Genomic DNA, 15,488 nt, shown 5'->3' on the forward strand with positions numbered 1-15,488 from the left:
TCCAACGGGATTAGGAAATTTCCCGTGGCTTCAAAATTTTTGAAATCAACAAATACGACAAAACGGCAATAAGCGGCGTGAGCAGGGCTTGGGCCAGCAAAGCCGAGGCCCCTGCCCTGATGATTGCCGCCAAAGCCAGCGCGTTCACAGAATAAATCGCCCCGTAAGCCAGCAAATACAGCGGCATTTGGCGATACCCGTCATGTTCAAACACCAGTCGGGCATGCATGACATAATTCCACAAGCAGCCCAGACAAAACTGCAAAACCAAGGCCATCTGCGGCGGAGCACCCAAAAGGATCGCGACCAGAAACACAGCATAGCCAAAAGCTGTATTCAGCAGACCCACCAAAAGAAACTTAATCAATCTATTGTTTTTTATGTATAAAACAGCACTCTCAGACATCGGATCTGACCCGCCACAACCGCAGTATTTCTGCCCGTTTCCCGCCAACAGCCAGCGCGGGATTCATGGCAATCCCCAGCGCAACAATCCAGGGTAACACCAAAAAGCGGGCGTAAATATGGGGTAGCGCAGAAATCACAAGGGCAAACACAAGCACGGTGATCGCCAAACAAATCCCCGCACGATACGATTGCGCATGGGCGATCAGCAGGCTTGCCTGACCCAATAAAGCGAATAAAATCACCCCCAGTCCGATCAACGAAATCAAGCTGCCCTCCACCAGCGCCAGCAGGTAAATATTGTGAACCGGGGCATAATGCTGGCTGACTTCACGGTATTGATCAAAGCCTGCGCCCACCACCAGATAGTCCTGCGCCAGATAGAGCGCGTCATTTGTCAGCTCCATCCGCCCCGCCAGTGATCCGAGCCGTTCCAAATCCCCCGCGCTAAGTGCTGCGACAACTCGTTTTTCAAAAACATCTGGCAGTATTTCCACGCCAAAACTGGCGATGCTGGCCAGCACCCCCACACAGAGAACCACCATAAAGGCGCCGTCCCTCAGAAAATTTTTGCCGGTCAGCATGGTCGCCAGAATGGCAATCGCAAAGGAAATAATGCCGGTGTTCGACCCCGTCAGCATCACGGTATACAGCATCCCTCCCAGCCCGATCCACGCCAGAAACGGTGGTATCATTCTGGTGCGGGCCAAGGCGATCACCAGCGGGACGCTCATCGCCAGAAGCCCGCCAAATTCATTTTCCCGCTCAACCAACCCACGCAACCTGCGCGAGTATGAAATATACCCAAGCCCCGCATCAATATTAAAACTGATGATGATAATCCCGTGCAAACAAACCACGGCGAGGGCGGCTAGAAAGGCATAGGCGATGATCATGGCCTCTCGTCTGGACCTTCGCAGCAGAACGAGGGGTAAAATAAGGAAGGCAACGAAGTACTGGCTGATCCCGATAACACCGCGCAAAATGTCCCCGTGAACCAGAGAGCCAAGGAAAAGCCCGCCGCAAAAAAGCAGTAATCCTACCAGATAGGCCCCTGTCATCACACCGAAAAACCGCGCAGGTAAACCCCGATTTAGAATCATGACCACAAGGCAAGACACAGCAAGAATGTCCGCATAGGTGATATAGATTCCCGGCAGCCGGGCAGCATTGATCGGCGCCAGAAATGCGACGGCAGCAGCCAGGATCAGCTCCAAACGGTCCAGACTGTTATTGCGGTCAATCCAAAGGTTTGGACGCGCTTTCGCGCCAATGGGTGATAAAATAGTCATGCAAATATGAATAAAATTGAATAGGAATATTACCGTCCTTTTTAACATGATTGTTTTGTTTTGTCGCGGATGGTATAAAATAATTAACCATTGCCCATTTTCAGACCGGTCATTTTAGGCTGGTTTTGGCAAAAAATGTTAAGAATTTTAATTTAGTTAATAACGTTCATTGAACAAAAAATACGGCCAAACAGCCAAAACAGTTTCCCTATTTAAGTAGGACTCTTATGAAATTTGATACGTCCGATCCCTTTAGAAATGACAGCCCCGATGTTCGGCTGGATTTGTTGAATCTGGCCGCCGCCTTTAGACGAAACTGGCTGAAAATTCTGCTGTTCGCCCTTCTTGGCGGGGGCGCTGGTTACTTTTTCACAAGCGAACGGGATCCGGTTTATCAGGCGCAATCTGTGATTGTGCTTCAGCCTGAAAACGGCACGCTGAACCTTTTGGAAATATCAGAAAACTATACCGCCACGCGGTCTACTGTTGAAACCCAGCTCGATATTTTGCAGTCAACCGAATTGCTGGGCCATGTGATTGACACGCTCGGCGCGGAACAGGCAGCGGCGGGGGTGATACCGGGGTTTTCAAAACAGGCCCTGCCCGCGATGCCCCGCGAGGAATTGATTAAATGGCTGTCAAACGCGTCTTCTGTAAAGCGCAAAGGTGAAAGTTACGCGATTACCATCACAGCCAGGGCGAACGCCCCCAAACTGGCTGCGGATCTGGCCAATGAAATCGGACAAACCTATATCGCCCGCCAGCTTGACCGCAAAAAAGCTGAAATGGCGATTGCAACTGAAATTCTAACGGCGCGCACCAATGTGCTGAATGACGATCTTTTTGACAAAGAACGAGAGCTGGCCAAGCTGGTTCAATCCTGGCAACTGGATGATCCGGATTTGGATGCGCGGCTCAGTTCACGGATAGCCCAACTTAAAACCCAACACCAAAACGCCGTGTCCGCTAATGCCGCACCCGAAACCATCGCAGCGCTGACGGCTGAAATCGAAGCGCTCGACGCGGATTACCTCAGCCGTACCCTTGCAACCATTCGCAAGCGCGAGTTGCTGCGCCAAATTCAGTCAGACCGCCTGCGCCACGACCAGACCTTCGAACAATTGCTGCGAAATGAGGCGCAAGCCTCGGTTCTGAATGCTGGCGCCCATCTTGTTTCGGCGGCCCATGCGCCCTTGCAGCCCATCGGGATCAGCGCCAAGACATCTGCCGCGCTAGGCTTTGTCGCGACCGGTTTCCTTGCCTTGCTGGGGACATTCATTCTGGCCATGTTTGACCAGCGCGTGCGCACCACAAAGCAGATCGAAGACGTCTTTGACAGCCCCTGCCTTGCAACCGTCCCACTGGTCAGTGGCAGAGGCTCGCGGCGGGACAAACAGTATTTTTACAAACAAATGCTGCCCGGTATCAGTTCCAATTTCACGCGCTCTATCCGGCAGTTGTATTTTAACCTGCACATCCGTCTGCCCAAAGAATCCAACATCGTTCTAGGGGTCACTTCGGCCCTGCCAGATGAAGGAAAATCCACCATCGCCATGAGCCTGGCAATCGCCGCCACGTCAAAACGACAGCGCGTGGCCGTTGTTGATTTTGATATGTGGCACAATGGGATAGACAGGCTGACAGATGTTTTTACCCCCAAGGACACAAAGCAAAAGGCACAAAAAACCACAGATGAAACGGTCGATGAAAGCCCGCCTCCTTCATTGCAGGACTGGTTTTCCGGAAGCAAATCTCTGATCGAAATCAAAACCACTTCGCCTGATGTTGAAACCGTGGACATCTACCCTTGGACCATCAGAATGTCGGAAAATAAGACAAATTTGAGCGAAAAAAATATCAACCGCCTGTTTCAGGAACTGCGCAAGAAATACGACCTGATTATCGTAGACACAGCCCCCTTTATGATGGTCAGCGAGGTTGCCGAACTGACCGCAGAACTGGACGGTTTTCTGGTTGTTGTGGCTTGGGAACAAGTGACTGACAGGATTCTTACGGACCTGAAACGCACCATGGATCTGGCGGGCGCCGAGGTTCTTGGCTGTCTGTTAAACCGCGTCGATACCAAAAAGCAAAGCCAGTACGGTTTGGGCGATTATGTCCAGTATTATGAACGCTCTGGCAGTTATTCGTGATTCCCAAATCCAAAGTTGATAGTTAAAATTTCAAAAATCTGAGGCCCTAACCCCCGTGAAAATCCACCTCCAAAACCTAGTGGAGTCCTTTGAGGGGGTTTTGCGGCACATCGGGATCGTCCTGTCCGCCAATGTCATCGTCGCAATTCTGGGACTGTTTTCTTTGGTCCTGCTCACCCAATCTGTCGGGGCTGTCGGCTTGGGTCTTTTGGCCCTTGTAGAGGCCTATCCCCGCACCATTGATCAGGTGTTTCGCTTTGAACCGTCACAGGCTTTGATCCGCTATGGAACCCGCGCAATGGAACGGGACGACGGGGAAAATCTACGCAAATTGATTAAATGGGCGACCGTGATGGACGTGGTTGGGGCTGCCGCCGCCGCGCTGATCGCATTGCTGACCCTGAAACTGGCAAACACCTGGCTCAAACTGTCCCCCGATGCGTTTTACATGGCGCAGCTTTTTACCGTGACGGTTTTCACCTATATTTCAGCCACGCCTGTGGCCATCTTTCGACTGCTCTCCAAATTCGGCATTTATGCAAACGTCATCGTGCTTAGCGCGGTTGTCAAATTCGCGTCCATGGCGGTGCTGTGGTGGATTGAGGCCAGTCTCATGACCTTCTTTTATGCCATAGCCTTGAACGTCGTCTTCCAACATCTGTTGCCCTTTATTCTCGCTTGGTGGTTGATTTCAAACAATATTAAAGGGCCGATCCTGTCCTCACCCTTTGCAGGGGTTTTGAAAAACAACCCCGGGATTTTGCGATTTATCTTTAACTCCAACGCCAATGTTCTATCGCGCAACGCTGCACGTCAATTCGATGTTGTCTTGCTTGGCGGCTTGGTGGGCCTGACCGAAATCGGCTATTATCAGATGGCAAAACGGGTTGCGCTCGCGGCGATCCGGTTCTCTAGGCCGATTGAAACCGTGGTGTTTCCAAAATTCACCCAACTTTGGGAACAAGGCCAAAACAAACGTATCGTGTCTCTTGTACTGCGGTTCAACCTGTTATTCCTCGCCGTTAGCATCCCCCTTTTGCTGTTTTTCTGGATCTGGGGAGACATGTTTATCGAGCGGGTTTTCGGACCACAATTTTTACCTGCCAAGCCTTTATTGGTCATCCAATTGGTGGCCTCCGCGCTGATAATGACCACCTCGGTGATGAATTCTGCGCTGCTGAGCATTGATCAGGACAAACAACTTTTGTTTGTGACGCTTGTATCAACCGCAGCGTTTCTAGGCGGGATTGTGTTATTCGTCCCGATCTTTGGCATCATCGCGGCAAGTTGGTTAACACTGGCGATGAATGTCATCTGGGTGTTTGGGTGTGGGACGTTTTTTTACAAAGCTACCAAGTAGTTTCCCCCGCCAAAGGGCTTTCAAGCCCCATTTTTGTTAGTAAAATTTTATTCACTTTATGAACGTCAAACACATCACAGGCATGTTTTCGCCCTGCCGCCCCCATGGTGCGGACCAGTTCAGGGTCTAGCAAAAACCGCTCCATCGCCTCGGCCAAGGCGTCGGGGCTGCCTGCGCGCACAATGAATCCATCACGCCCGCCTGTAATGCTGTCCGCACAACCCGGCGCGTCCGAAGTGATCACCGCCCGCCCCGACGACATCGCTTCTAGGATCGAGCGCGGCAAACCCTCGCGGTACATGGACGGCAGAACCAGAACCGAAGCCTGCGCTAAAAACGGACGCACGTCTTTGGTGACTCCCAGATAAACAACGTCTTTCCGCGCGATCCAATCAGCCAGCACATCGGGCGGAATGGCGTCAGGATTGGTATCCTCTGGTCCCAGCAAAGACAGCTCGAACGCATAGCCTTTCTCCCGCAGCCGCCGCCCTGCCTCGACCAGTATTTCCACGCCTTTGCTTTTCAACAATCGGGCCACCATAATAAATTTTATCGGGTCAATCGGCGGTGTGGAACTTTTAAACAAAGACGTGTCCACACCAGATCCGGGAACCTGTAAAACAGGCACGCAAGCGGGCAACAATCTGAAAGCCCGCAGATCTTCTATCTCTTTGGGATTATAGGCAAAAGCCCCCACCATTCCCTTGGTTGCCAGCCGATAAAGCGCAATAGAAACGAACCGTGCCAGCCAGTTCTTCCCTGTCGGATTTTCGCTGGAAAAGGCATAACCAAGCCCCGTAAACAAGGCGAAGCGGCGGCGCACATTTTGCATGCGACCCACCAGACTTCCATAGATTATCGGCTTGGCGGTATAGGCCAAAACTGCGTCTGGCCGAAACCCGCGAAAAATTGAATTCAGAGCCACAATCAGCCGAAAATCTTTAATCGGATTCATCCCCACACGATCCATCGGGATCAACGCAAACTCAATCCCGCACCGTGCCAGTATTTCCTTTGTCTGGGTATCGAATTCAGGGGCGAGGGCCAGCACCTGATGGCCATTTGCAACCATACGTTTGAGCAGTTCGAGCCGGAAATTCACCAAGGAATATCCAAGGCTGGCGATCACAATAATCTTTTGCGGCACCGTATTTTGCGGCGCGGTGCGTTGTGTTTCGATGCTATGTGTTTTGGGTGTCATTGAAGCGCTTCCCAATTCATAAAATTTGTGTCAAAATGCTACCAGACGTACAATTCTGGTGCTCTATTTCAAAAATTTCCGCTTATTCGCGGTTTAAATATCAATTCCAACATAATCGCCCTATTTTGAATAAAAAACAATACCTCTAAAAAATCCGGTATTTTGCGGACAGACCGCGTTCTTGAAAAACTGACGAATTAATTTACCTTTTACCTAAGGCTGCAGCATTTTTTTGGCAGCCCATGTTATTGTGAGTACCCATTTATGAAAGCGACCTTTGAAAATTTACACCGCGCAAGGCCCAAAATTCTATTTCCCTATGTCGGGGGCGATGATTTAGGGGGCAGCCATATTTCCTCATTGATTTTGATTGATTTACTGAAGCAATCTCAGGGGTTTACCCCCGTTATTGGCCTGCATCGCCGAAAGGGGCGATTGGCGGACTATCTGGACGACAATCACTTTTCCTATGACGTTTTTCCCTTTCCGAACCTGCTAGAACCCCCACAAAAGCGGCAGGGATCTTTTCTGAGTGGCTTGGCAAAATATACAGCAAAGACGCTGCCAAAGATGCGGACTTACCTGCGCGAAAACGCCATCGACATCGTGCATACAAACGACGGGCGCATGCATCTGAACTGGGGAATTGCGACCAAATTCAGCGCTGCAAAATTGGTCTGGCACCACCGCGGCGATCCAACTGCGAAGGGGGTCAATTATTTTGCACCCCTTCTGGCGGATCAGATCATTACGGTTTCAAAATTTGCAAAACCGAGCAGGCCAATACGAAGCATTGATAACAAATGGAGCGTCGTTCACTCGCCGTTTCACAGCTTCGCCAGTCAAAACCGCCGCGCCGCAAAACAGGCCCTTTTGACCGAGCTAAACCTGCCCGAAGACACCGTCCTACTGGGGTATTTTGGCGAGTTGATAGCCCGCAAACGCCCCGTGGTTTTTGCCGAAATCCTCGCTGCTTTTGCGCAACGCTATCCGGATGTCAATTTCGTCGGCATCGTGCTCGGCGCGGTGCCAACAGGTGCACCGCCACTCGATCAAGACATGCTGAACCGCGCTGCCGAACTTGGCCTGCAGGATCGTATAAAATATCTGGGATTCTGCTCTCCGATCGAGCCCTATATGGCGGCAACCGACGTTCTGATAGTGCCCGCACTCGCCGAACCCTTCGGGCGCACGTTGATCGAAGCCATGCACCTGGGCACCGCCGTCGTTGCAACAAATCACGGCGGCAATCCCGAGGCGATCACCGACGGAGAGACCGGTTTTCTTGTCCCTGCGATGCAACCCGAGGCTTTTGCTGCGCCAATCCACCGATTGATTTCCGACCCTAGCCTGTACGCATCCATTACAGAAAAAGCACGTAAATTTGTGCAACAACGGTTAACGCTACAAACACATTTTACCGGCGTAACCACGGCCTATAGCAACTTGCGGTTAAGACCATGAAGCTGAGGGAAGTCGACTTTCTGATCATCGGCGCAGCCAAATGCGCAACCACTTGGCTTCAGGTACAGCTTCAGGCAAACCCCAATGTCTATATGCCTGATGCGGAATTACATTATTTCTCCCGTGCGTTCCGACAGGGCACAAATTGGTACACCGACCAATTCGACGTCCCGAAAGGAATCAAACTAATTGGCGAGAAATCAAATACTTACCTAAGCGATCCGCAAGCTTGTCAACGAATTTACGCGGCCCTTCCAAACGTAAAACTGGTGGCGCAACTGCGTAATCCTGTTGAACGGGCCTATTCTGATTATTGCATGCTGTTTCGCCGCGGTGGTGTTGATGATGACATTAAAAACCATCTCAATCCGAGAAGCGCCAAAGGAAGCAGATTTTTTGAATCCGGATATTATGCGGATCAACTACAGCCCTACATTGATGCTTTTGGGCGCGATGCACTGTTAATTTTGGATTTTCATAATGTTGCAAAAACACCAAAAACCCAGCTTGATCTGGTGTATAAACATCTGAAGATCGAAGGCAGTGCCGACGAAATCTTGAAATCGAAATCCGTCAAGGACAAAACGGAAAAACGCATTTCACCCGGTCTGCGAAAACGGCTTAGATGGATCAAACCACTGGCGCAGCCCTTTCGCAAAAACCCGCTTTTTGAAACGGCTTGGCAGAAAATCGCTAAAGATCCCGCGTATCCACCGTTGACGAAAGACTTGCACGACGCCCTGACCGAACATTTCCAACCATCTTTGGAAAAACTGCGGGATTTGACGGGCTGGAACTGTGAAAACTGGACCTAAATGCTGATCCCGTCGCCTCGCCACACGGGTAGCCCTTGGTCAGTGTGAAAGCGCTGCAACCCGCGCATACAGGTCTGCGTGGGCCTTAATATAGGCATCCAGCGAGAACAGCGTTTCAATGCGCTGCCGAGCTTTTTGCCCCAAAGCCTGACGCTCGTTTGCAGACAGGTGCAGGATTTTCTCAATTCCTGTCGCCAGCGCTTCGGGGTCTTTGGGGGGCACCAGAATTCCTGCATCCCCCACAAGCCATCCGCTGTCGCCAACATCTGTTACCACTGCGGGAACTTCGGCGGCCATCGCCTCGCCGACGGATAGCGGAAACGCCTCGCCCCAAGCAGATGACAGCACAAAAACATCCAAGGCGGGCACGATTTTCGGGATGTCGTCGCGGGCCGGTAGATGGGAAAACCGTTCAGATAGGCCCAGCTCACCTGCCAATTTTGCCGCTGCACTGTTGTGATGCCCCGCGCCAATCAGGATCACATGCACATCATGCCCTTTGTCGCGCAGAATAGCGGTGGCCTTAATCAGCGACACCTGATCTTTCATCGGGTGATTGCGGTTGATATTACCCAGCACCATGCGTCCGTCCGGAATATGCGCAAGGCTGGTCAACCGTCCGCGTGCTTGTGGATCGGCGGCAAATTCGGCAATATCTGTTCCGTTTGGAATGACACAATCGTTTTTCGCGCTGAACCCCAACTGTTGGTGCTGGCTTTGCGATTGCGCCGCGCAATAAGTGATCGCCCCCGTGTAGCGAGACAGCGGCGCCAGCAGTTTTAACAGAATTCGCGTGTTACGCCGTTCGGCGTTTAGGTCATGTAACGAGTGATGAACCGACCAGATCACGCGGGATGCAGGCCCCAAACCCACGTTCGCAACACTGGCCGCAAAGCTGCCGTGATACATCCATCCGTGAATGATATCAGGGCGCATATCAGCCACCAATCGCCGCATCTTGCGCAAACCTGCAAGGGTAATCCGACCGGGGGGCAGGTTTATACTGTCAACACGCACCCCGAGCTTTTCGATTTCACGGCTAAAATATTCGGGCGGTAAAAGCGAAACCACCCGATGCTGTTTTCGCGCAGACCCAAGCCCCCGCAGGTAGCGAAACAACATCACTTGAGCGCCGCCAAAGCCAAGGCCCGTGATGAAATGCAGGACTTTCAACTCTCGCTCTGAATCCATCCACCCTATCCGGTTAAAATGCTAATTTTCTATACATCTGAGTACTTAAAAATAATTTCTTATACTTTTGAATTAGTTAAAAAGTGCCAATCTTGCAATTATGACCAAAATGGGGCATAAAGTCATGGTTAATTTATTATTATTAGATTCGTAACAACCAATTTTTCAACCGTTGGCATAGATATTTTCCAGCCAAGAAATTTAAGTCTTGGCCCATCTACAGCCAGATCCGTGAGCGCATATTTGCTGCCAGACGAATACCGTTTCTAGCGAGCGAGTGGCGTTTCTTCATGTACTGAGTGCCAAAAAAGTAGTATTAAAATGTACAAATTTTTAGAAACATTACCCCGTTCAGTAAAATTCTCCATTCTTCTGGGCGTGGACTGCCTGCTCGCTCCTGCATGCCTCTATTTGGCGTTTGCCTTGCGATATGGCAGCGCTTTGCCCCGTGAAGCCCTGCAACAATCCACCCTGATGTTCCCTTTGCTGACGGCAATCGGCATCGGGGTCGCGCTGGCGCTGGGGCTGCCCAAAATCAGCGTGTCGAGTTATGAGTTGCGCGGCGTCTATAAAAGCGGGCTGTTTGCCCTGACCCTGACGTTTCTGGCCATTTGTATGAGCTATCTTTTCAGATTGGACACCCCAAGGTCGGTGCCATTGATTTTTGGCACCCTGCTGTTTCTAGGCAGCGCGGGCGCACGTATTCTGGCCCATGCCATTTTGCAAATGTCCTATGATCGCTGCACCCCGCGAAAACCCGTAGCGATTTACGGGGCTGGCTCTGCGGGCACCCAGCTTGCTATCGCGCTGCGTCGCTCAAACATCAAACCGCTGCTGTTTGTGGACAATAACAAAAAACTGCACGGGATGGAATTTGCGGGCTTGCCTGTGCATTCGCCTGACAAACTGGTAGAACTGGCCGCCGCCAAAAAAATCGAAAGCGTTTTGCTGGCGATCCCCTCGGCCCAGACCGATTTGCGCAAAATTCTGATCCGCTCACTGGGCAAGCTGAACATCGACGTGCTTGCTTTGCCAAGCTACGACGAAATCATATCAAGCAACAATCTGGTCGAAAGCCTGCGCCATGTTGAACCGGACGAGTTATTGGGACGCGATAAGGTTGATCTTGATATTCCAGGGGTGCGGGATGTTTACAAGGACCGCGTTATTCTAGTCTCTGGGGCGGGCGGGTCTATCGGGTCTGAACTGTGCCGACAAATTCTGGGGTATCATTGCAGCAAACTGGTGCTGTTCGAACAATCCGAATTTGCACTTTATTCCATTGAACGGGAACTGCGCCCACTGGCCGAGGCGATGGGCATCGAACTGGTCCCGGTCATCGGCTCTGCCTGTGATGCCCTGCGCGTGCCCCATATTCTGCGGGATCACGGGGTGCAAATCGTCGTTCATGCCGCCGCCTATAAACACGTCCCCCTTGTGGAAAGCAATGAACTGGAAGGGCTGCGCAACAATGTGATCGGCACCAAAGTTCTGGCTGATGCTTCGGACAAATTGGGCATTGAGCGGTTTATCATGATTTCTACGGATAAAGCTGTGCGCCCGACAAACATCATGGGGGCGTCCAAACGGCTTGCCGAACAGGTCATTCAGGATGTGGATTCACGCAGCACAAAAACCCTGTTTTCTATGGTGCGGTTCGGCAATGTTCTAGGCTCGTCGGGGTCGGTCATTCCGCTGTTTCGCGAACAAATTGCCAAGGGCGGGCCGATCACTGTCACCCATGAAAAAGTCACACGCTACTTTATGACCATCCCCGAGGCTTCCCGGCTGGTGTTGCTGGCGGGGGGGATTGCGGGGGGCGGCGATGTGTTGGTCCTGAACATGGGAAAATCTGTCAATATCATGGATTTGGCGAAACGGATGATCCGCCTGTCGGGGCGCTCGTTGCGGGATGCAAAACACCCCAATGGCGACATCCAGATCATCACCACAGGTCTGCGTCCGGGGGAAAAACTGTATGAAGAACTGCTGTTAACTGACGATCTGTTGCCCACACCCCATCCAAAAATCCTGCGCGCGCGCGAAACCTGTCTTTCGGAAATTGAAATCGCCAGTGCCTTGAATGAATTGAACAAAGCCATAATGAGCGGGGACACCACGGCAGCGCGCAAGGTGGTGGAACGCTGGGTCCACGGCTATGTCCGCCCCAAAAACGCGACCATTGGTTAAACCAGCTTCAAATGCCCGCTTTGGGTGTCATTGTTTTTCTTGATCTTCCAGTCTTTAAAAGCCTCCCAATGCTCGATCAGGATGGTCAGCGTTTCACTGCGGCTTAGGGATTTGCGTCGGCCACGGGCCAGATTGCGCAGGTTCAGGATCGGATTGCCCCGATCCAGATTGGCGCCGTATTCGATCCCGTCCAGAAACTCCGCACCCCAAAGACTGTGCTCGTGCAGAACGCGGTAGATGAAATAAGTCATCACCCCCGCAGACCCCAGTTCCGTCATGCCACTGCGACGGGCACGGGCAAAACCCGCTGGCAGATCGGGATGGTCATTCAAAGTTTTCAGGATTTCTGTGGCCGAAGGGCTATTGCCTGATCCCGTCAAAGGCAGGTCATTGTCCTGCTTCCATTGCAGTTTCGCTGCGGCCGCAAGCACGCGGTCATCCACTCGATTGCCCGCACGGCGCACCGTGCGTTTGGCATGGGTGTCAAACGTGGCAAAAGCCTGCCGCGGGATGCCTGTGGCAATTGGCACGTCGATGGCTGTATTGGCTTCAATGATTGCATGCAAACGGTGCTGGCCATTCAAAAGACGCGGCGCCCCCCGCCCCCCAACCTGTAGCGGGTTATCGGTGAAACAGATCGGTTGGGCGTTCATCATCCAGTTGGATTTCAGAATATCCCGTTTGATTGTCGCAATGTGGTTCTTTTGAATTTCACGGTTTCCGCTGTTGAATTGTAACCAGTCCCGCGCCATGGCCGGGGTTACGGTCATCATCCGAACCTGCTCGGCTCCTTTGTCATTTTCAGCGCCGCGCTTTACCTGTTCGTCGGTCCGCCCGCCAAATTCATCGGTCTGGGAAAACGTATCATAGCTGCCCTCGCGCAGGCCGGGGTAGCCAGTCATGATCGGCAGCCCCAGATTGGCAGGTGCGCCGTCCAGCAAGGCCGCGCGGGAAACCGGCAGACCCGCATCGTTCAGCGGGGTGGTGCCATAATCCTTTTTCCACATGTAGTTCTGGTTCACCTTTTTGCCTTCAAGGTGGTCATTAAAGGCCAAAATCGCCAGTGCCAGAATATGATCTACATTCAGACCCTTGTCGTTTTGTTCCAGAATACTGGCCTGCATGCTGAACATACCGGGCGGTGAATCCAGCCCGGACGTACGGTTCGGACCCAATTCACGCAGAAAGCTCATCAACTCGCGTTCATGACCTGCCCGCAGCGCCATATAAATCAGAACCGGACGCGCCGTAGAATGCAGCCGCGTGCCGCGCACCCGTTCCGAAATATCGCGCGCTTCCAGAATTTCAGGGTTCGCATCCAGAACACGGTCATAGCGCGAATAACTGATCGGCGGGTTTTCACGCCCCAAACTGCCATTCTCGATACGAATAAGCTTGGACATGGTCCGCTGCACCTTGCCCGCCTCGCGAATACCACGGCTTTCCAGAATGCCAGGATAAGACCTGCGGCGATGCTGGTCGATGGTGTGCAACGTATCCGCCCGCACGCCCCGCGCGACGATGGTTTTGAACGGGGTATTGGCCTTGATACAGGCGCTCAGGCGCTGAATACCGTCAATAACGCGGCCTGCTTCATCAAAAATGATCGGCTGGCCGTTCAGAATCCACGCGCCATTTTCCATGGTCTGGGCGTAGGTGGCGATTGCCTTGCTGTCCGCACGGGCGGTTTCGGCTTTTTCAAGCATCTGGGTCGCAAGGCTCGGGGTAATTTCTTCAACATCAAAGCGCAACTTATTTGCGGCTTTGGCGGTCGGCGAGGCGTCATCGATTTTAAAACGATCGTTGTGTTCTTCTGTCGACATGATCCGGCCTCCTTTCGGTTATGCATACGCGTACGGAAAATCCGCAACTCATTAATTGGTTCCCAGAACTCCCCGTTTGGGAGGTTCAGCGATTATCGGCAGAAATTGCGAATTTCGCACGCTCTGCCAGAACTCCATTCATGGATGTACAGGCTCTCGAAAAAATTTTCGCAATATGCCCAACTGCTTTTCACCGTATCCGTCAAGTTGTCAATATAATAGACTAGAGGTCATATTTTTCAAGCATACGCGTGAAACTGCAGGTGTTTGTTCAACCTCCAGCGAGCCGGATTCCGCCTATCTTAGATAGGTAGGCCAATTTTTTCACAAATATGTTTCAGCCCCAAAAATCGCAAATCCTGCACCCTGCCACCAAGTTAGCCATCCAAAATCCATCTTCTTGCGAAGCAATATGTACTATCCTTTGGTATATATCAATATAATACTTTACACTTAAGTCATATACTTTTTAGCAAATAGCCTCAACAGCTCAAATCACGGCAACGGCATTTCTACTCGGCCGCGATTTTGGCGTATGGAAAGTCTGGTTGTGAGTTCGCTCTTACCCGCCTCAGATCGAATAAGCCGACAAACGAGAAATTGAGAAGCCGTTTATTTTACCGCCTCACCCGTTGGCCACCTGCTTCCCTGAAATGGCCTTACAAATCTGAAGGCTGCGAAACCTTCACTCCGTGGCATCCATTGCCTGTCGGGTCAACTCGATGGTAACGCGGCGATTGCGGTCATCGTTCGGATCGGATTTGATCAATGGCTCGGCTGCCGCCACCCCTGCCACGCTGACAATCCGATCAGACGGGATGCCGGTTTCCAATATGGCGCGGCGCATTGCGTTCGCACGATCCGCTGAAAGCTCCCAGTTGCTATAGTTTTTCGCACCACGGAAGGGACGCGCATCGGTATGCCCTGTGATCCGCATTTCAAGGGGCAATTCAGCAATCGCTGGGGCGAGTTTCGCCAAAATAGTCAGCAACTCGGCACTGGGCGCCGCACTGCCGGTTTGAAACATCGGACGTTCGCCAAGATCGACGATTTCAACCACCATTCCGTCCTCTTTAACAGTAACCATCAGATTATCCGCCAATTCAGCCAGCTGCGGGGACGCCTCAAAGCTTTCTTCAATGCGCGATTGGGCTTCTTCCAACTGGTCTGAAAGCGTCGCCCCGGCCTCTTTTTCAGGGGTAGTGGTGTCCTGATCCAACTCAAGCCAAGGGTTCACCGCGCCGCTTCTGGTATCAGAACTGTCCTCGCTCATAGGGCCGTCTTCGCCCGGACCTGTGGGCACTGAATCCGCTACGGGGTCCAACTCGCTTTGGGGCTGTTTGAGGGCCATAATCTGCGCACCAATCCCGCTGATTTCAACCAAAGGCACCTCAGAGGGGGTGAAATATTCCGCAAGCCCGCGCAATTGTTCTTCGTCCGATCCGGACAAGATCCACAGCAACAGGAAAAACGCCATCAGAGCGGTCATAAAATCCGCGTAGGCCACCTTCCAGTTGCCGCCGTGATGTCCATGAGCCGCCTTTTTGGGCCGCTTGATGATAATAGCATGGTTGTCATGTTTAGAAATCATGGG

General features: G+C 52.0%; 11 protein-coding genes. 5 read left to right on the forward strand and 6 right to left on the reverse strand.

The window, feature by feature from the left end; genetic code table 11:
* Window positions 1-10: 10 nt before the first annotated feature.
* Complete coding sequence (locus GGE09_RS18280) at window positions 11-367, reverse strand: GtrA family protein (RefSeq protein WP_309747621.1); 357 nt, start codon at window positions 365-367, stop codon at window positions 11-13.
* Window positions 368-398: 31 nt separating this feature from the next.
* Entirely contained in the window at window positions 399-1,697 is a 1,299-nt protein-coding gene (locus GGE09_RS18285) for an O-antigen ligase family protein (protein ID WP_309747623.1), read from the reverse strand.
* 227 nt (window positions 1,698-1,924) lie between these two features.
* Between GGE09_RS18285 and GGE09_RS18290 the strand changes: the two genes are divergently transcribed.
* A complete protein-coding gene (locus GGE09_RS18290; protein WP_309747624.1) occupies window positions 1,925-3,850 on the forward strand; it encodes a Wzz/FepE/Etk N-terminal domain-containing protein in 1,926 nt (641 codons plus the stop codon).
* A 55-nt stretch (window positions 3,851-3,905) separates the two neighbouring features.
* A complete protein-coding gene (locus GGE09_RS18295; RefSeq protein WP_309747626.1) occupies window positions 3,906-5,210 on the forward strand; it encodes a hypothetical protein in 1,305 nt (434 codons plus the stop codon).
* On the opposite strand, the gene GGE09_RS18300 is transcribed toward GGE09_RS18295, so the two are convergent.
* Window positions 5,200-6,411, reverse strand: coding sequence for a glycosyltransferase family 4 protein (locus GGE09_RS18300; protein WP_309747628.1), 1,212 nt, complete (start codon window positions 6,409-6,411; stop codon window positions 5,200-5,202). The two genes, GGE09_RS18295 and GGE09_RS18300, sit on opposite strands and share 11 nt — an antisense overlap.
* A 570-nt stretch (window positions 6,412-6,981) precedes the next feature.
* Here GGE09_RS18300 and GGE09_RS18305 point away from each other — a divergent pair.
* Together GGE09_RS18305 and GGE09_RS18310 are read left to right on the forward strand one after the other, a co-directional pair.
* A complete protein-coding gene (locus GGE09_RS18305) occupies window positions 6,982-7,875 on the forward strand; it encodes a glycosyltransferase family 4 protein (protein ID WP_309747629.1) in 894 nt (297 codons plus the stop codon).
* Window positions 7,872-8,690, forward strand: a complete 819-nt coding sequence (locus GGE09_RS18310; RefSeq protein WP_309747630.1) for a sulfotransferase — start codon at window positions 7,872-7,874, stop codon at window positions 8,688-8,690. Before GGE09_RS18305 ends, GGE09_RS18310 begins: the two co-directional genes overlap by 4 nt.
* Before the next feature lie 39 nt (window positions 8,691-8,729).
* On the opposite strand, the gene GGE09_RS18315 is transcribed toward GGE09_RS18310, so the two are convergent.
* Entirely contained in the window at window positions 8,730-9,881 is a 1,152-nt protein-coding gene (locus tag GGE09_RS18315; RefSeq protein ID WP_309747631.1) for a glycosyltransferase, read from the reverse strand.
* A gap of 441 nt (window positions 9,882-10,322) precedes the next feature.
* Between GGE09_RS18315 and GGE09_RS18320 the strand changes: the two genes are divergently transcribed.
* Window positions 10,323-12,071, forward strand: coding sequence for a nucleoside-diphosphate sugar epimerase/dehydratase (locus GGE09_RS18320; RefSeq protein ID WP_309747632.1), 1,749 nt, complete (start codon window positions 10,323-10,325; stop codon window positions 12,069-12,071).
* Here the strand turns inward: GGE09_RS18320 and GGE09_RS18325 are convergent.
* Window positions 12,068-13,894 carry a hypothetical protein gene (locus GGE09_RS18325; protein ID WP_309747633.1) on the reverse strand — a complete coding sequence of 609 codons (1,827 nt, stop codon included), beginning with the start codon at window positions 13,892-13,894 and terminating at the stop codon, window positions 12,068-12,070. The two genes, GGE09_RS18320 and GGE09_RS18325, sit on opposite strands and share 4 nt — an antisense overlap.
* Before the next feature lie 685 nt (window positions 13,895-14,579).
* Entirely contained in the window at window positions 14,580-15,485 is a 906-nt protein-coding gene (locus GGE09_RS18330; RefSeq protein WP_309747634.1) for a flagellar motor protein MotB, read from the reverse strand.
* Window positions 15,486-15,488: the final 3 nt, after the last annotated feature.

The sequence above is a fragment of the Roseobacter sp. N2S genome (assembly GCF_031454055.1).
In the GTDB taxonomy this organism is placed as follows: Bacteria; Pseudomonadota; Alphaproteobacteria; order Rhodobacterales; family Rhodobacteraceae; genus Amylibacter.

Excerpts from the sequence above, each read along its gene's own strand:
- GGE09_RS18285 (WP_309747623.1), bottom strand. The coding sequence starts at position 1,697 with ATGACTATTTTATCACCCATTGGCGCGAAAGCGCGTCCAAACCTTTGG.
- GGE09_RS18290 (WP_309747624.1), top strand. The coding sequence starts at position 1,925 with ATGAAATTTGATACGTCCGATCCCTTTAGAAATGACAGCCCCGATGTT.
- GGE09_RS18300 (WP_309747628.1), bottom strand. The coding sequence starts at position 6,411 with ATGACACCCAAAACACATAGCATCGAAACACAACGCACCGCGCCGCAA.
- GGE09_RS18305 (WP_309747629.1), top strand. The coding sequence starts at position 6,982 with ATGCGGACTTACCTGCGCGAAAACGCCATCGACATCGTGCATACAAAC.
- GGE09_RS18310 (WP_309747630.1), top strand. The coding sequence starts at position 7,872 with ATGAAGCTGAGGGAAGTCGACTTTCTGATCATCGGCGCAGCCAAATGC.
- GGE09_RS18315 (WP_309747631.1), bottom strand. The coding sequence starts at position 9,881 with ATGGATTCAGAGCGAGAGTTGAAAGTCCTGCATTTCATCACGGGCCTT.
- GGE09_RS18325 (WP_309747633.1), bottom strand. The coding sequence starts at position 13,894 with ATGTCGACAGAAGAACACAACGATCGTTTTAAAATCGATGACGCCTCG.
- GGE09_RS18330 (WP_309747634.1), bottom strand. The coding sequence starts at position 15,485 with ATGATTTCTAAACATGACAACCATGCTATTATCATCAAGCGGCCCAAA.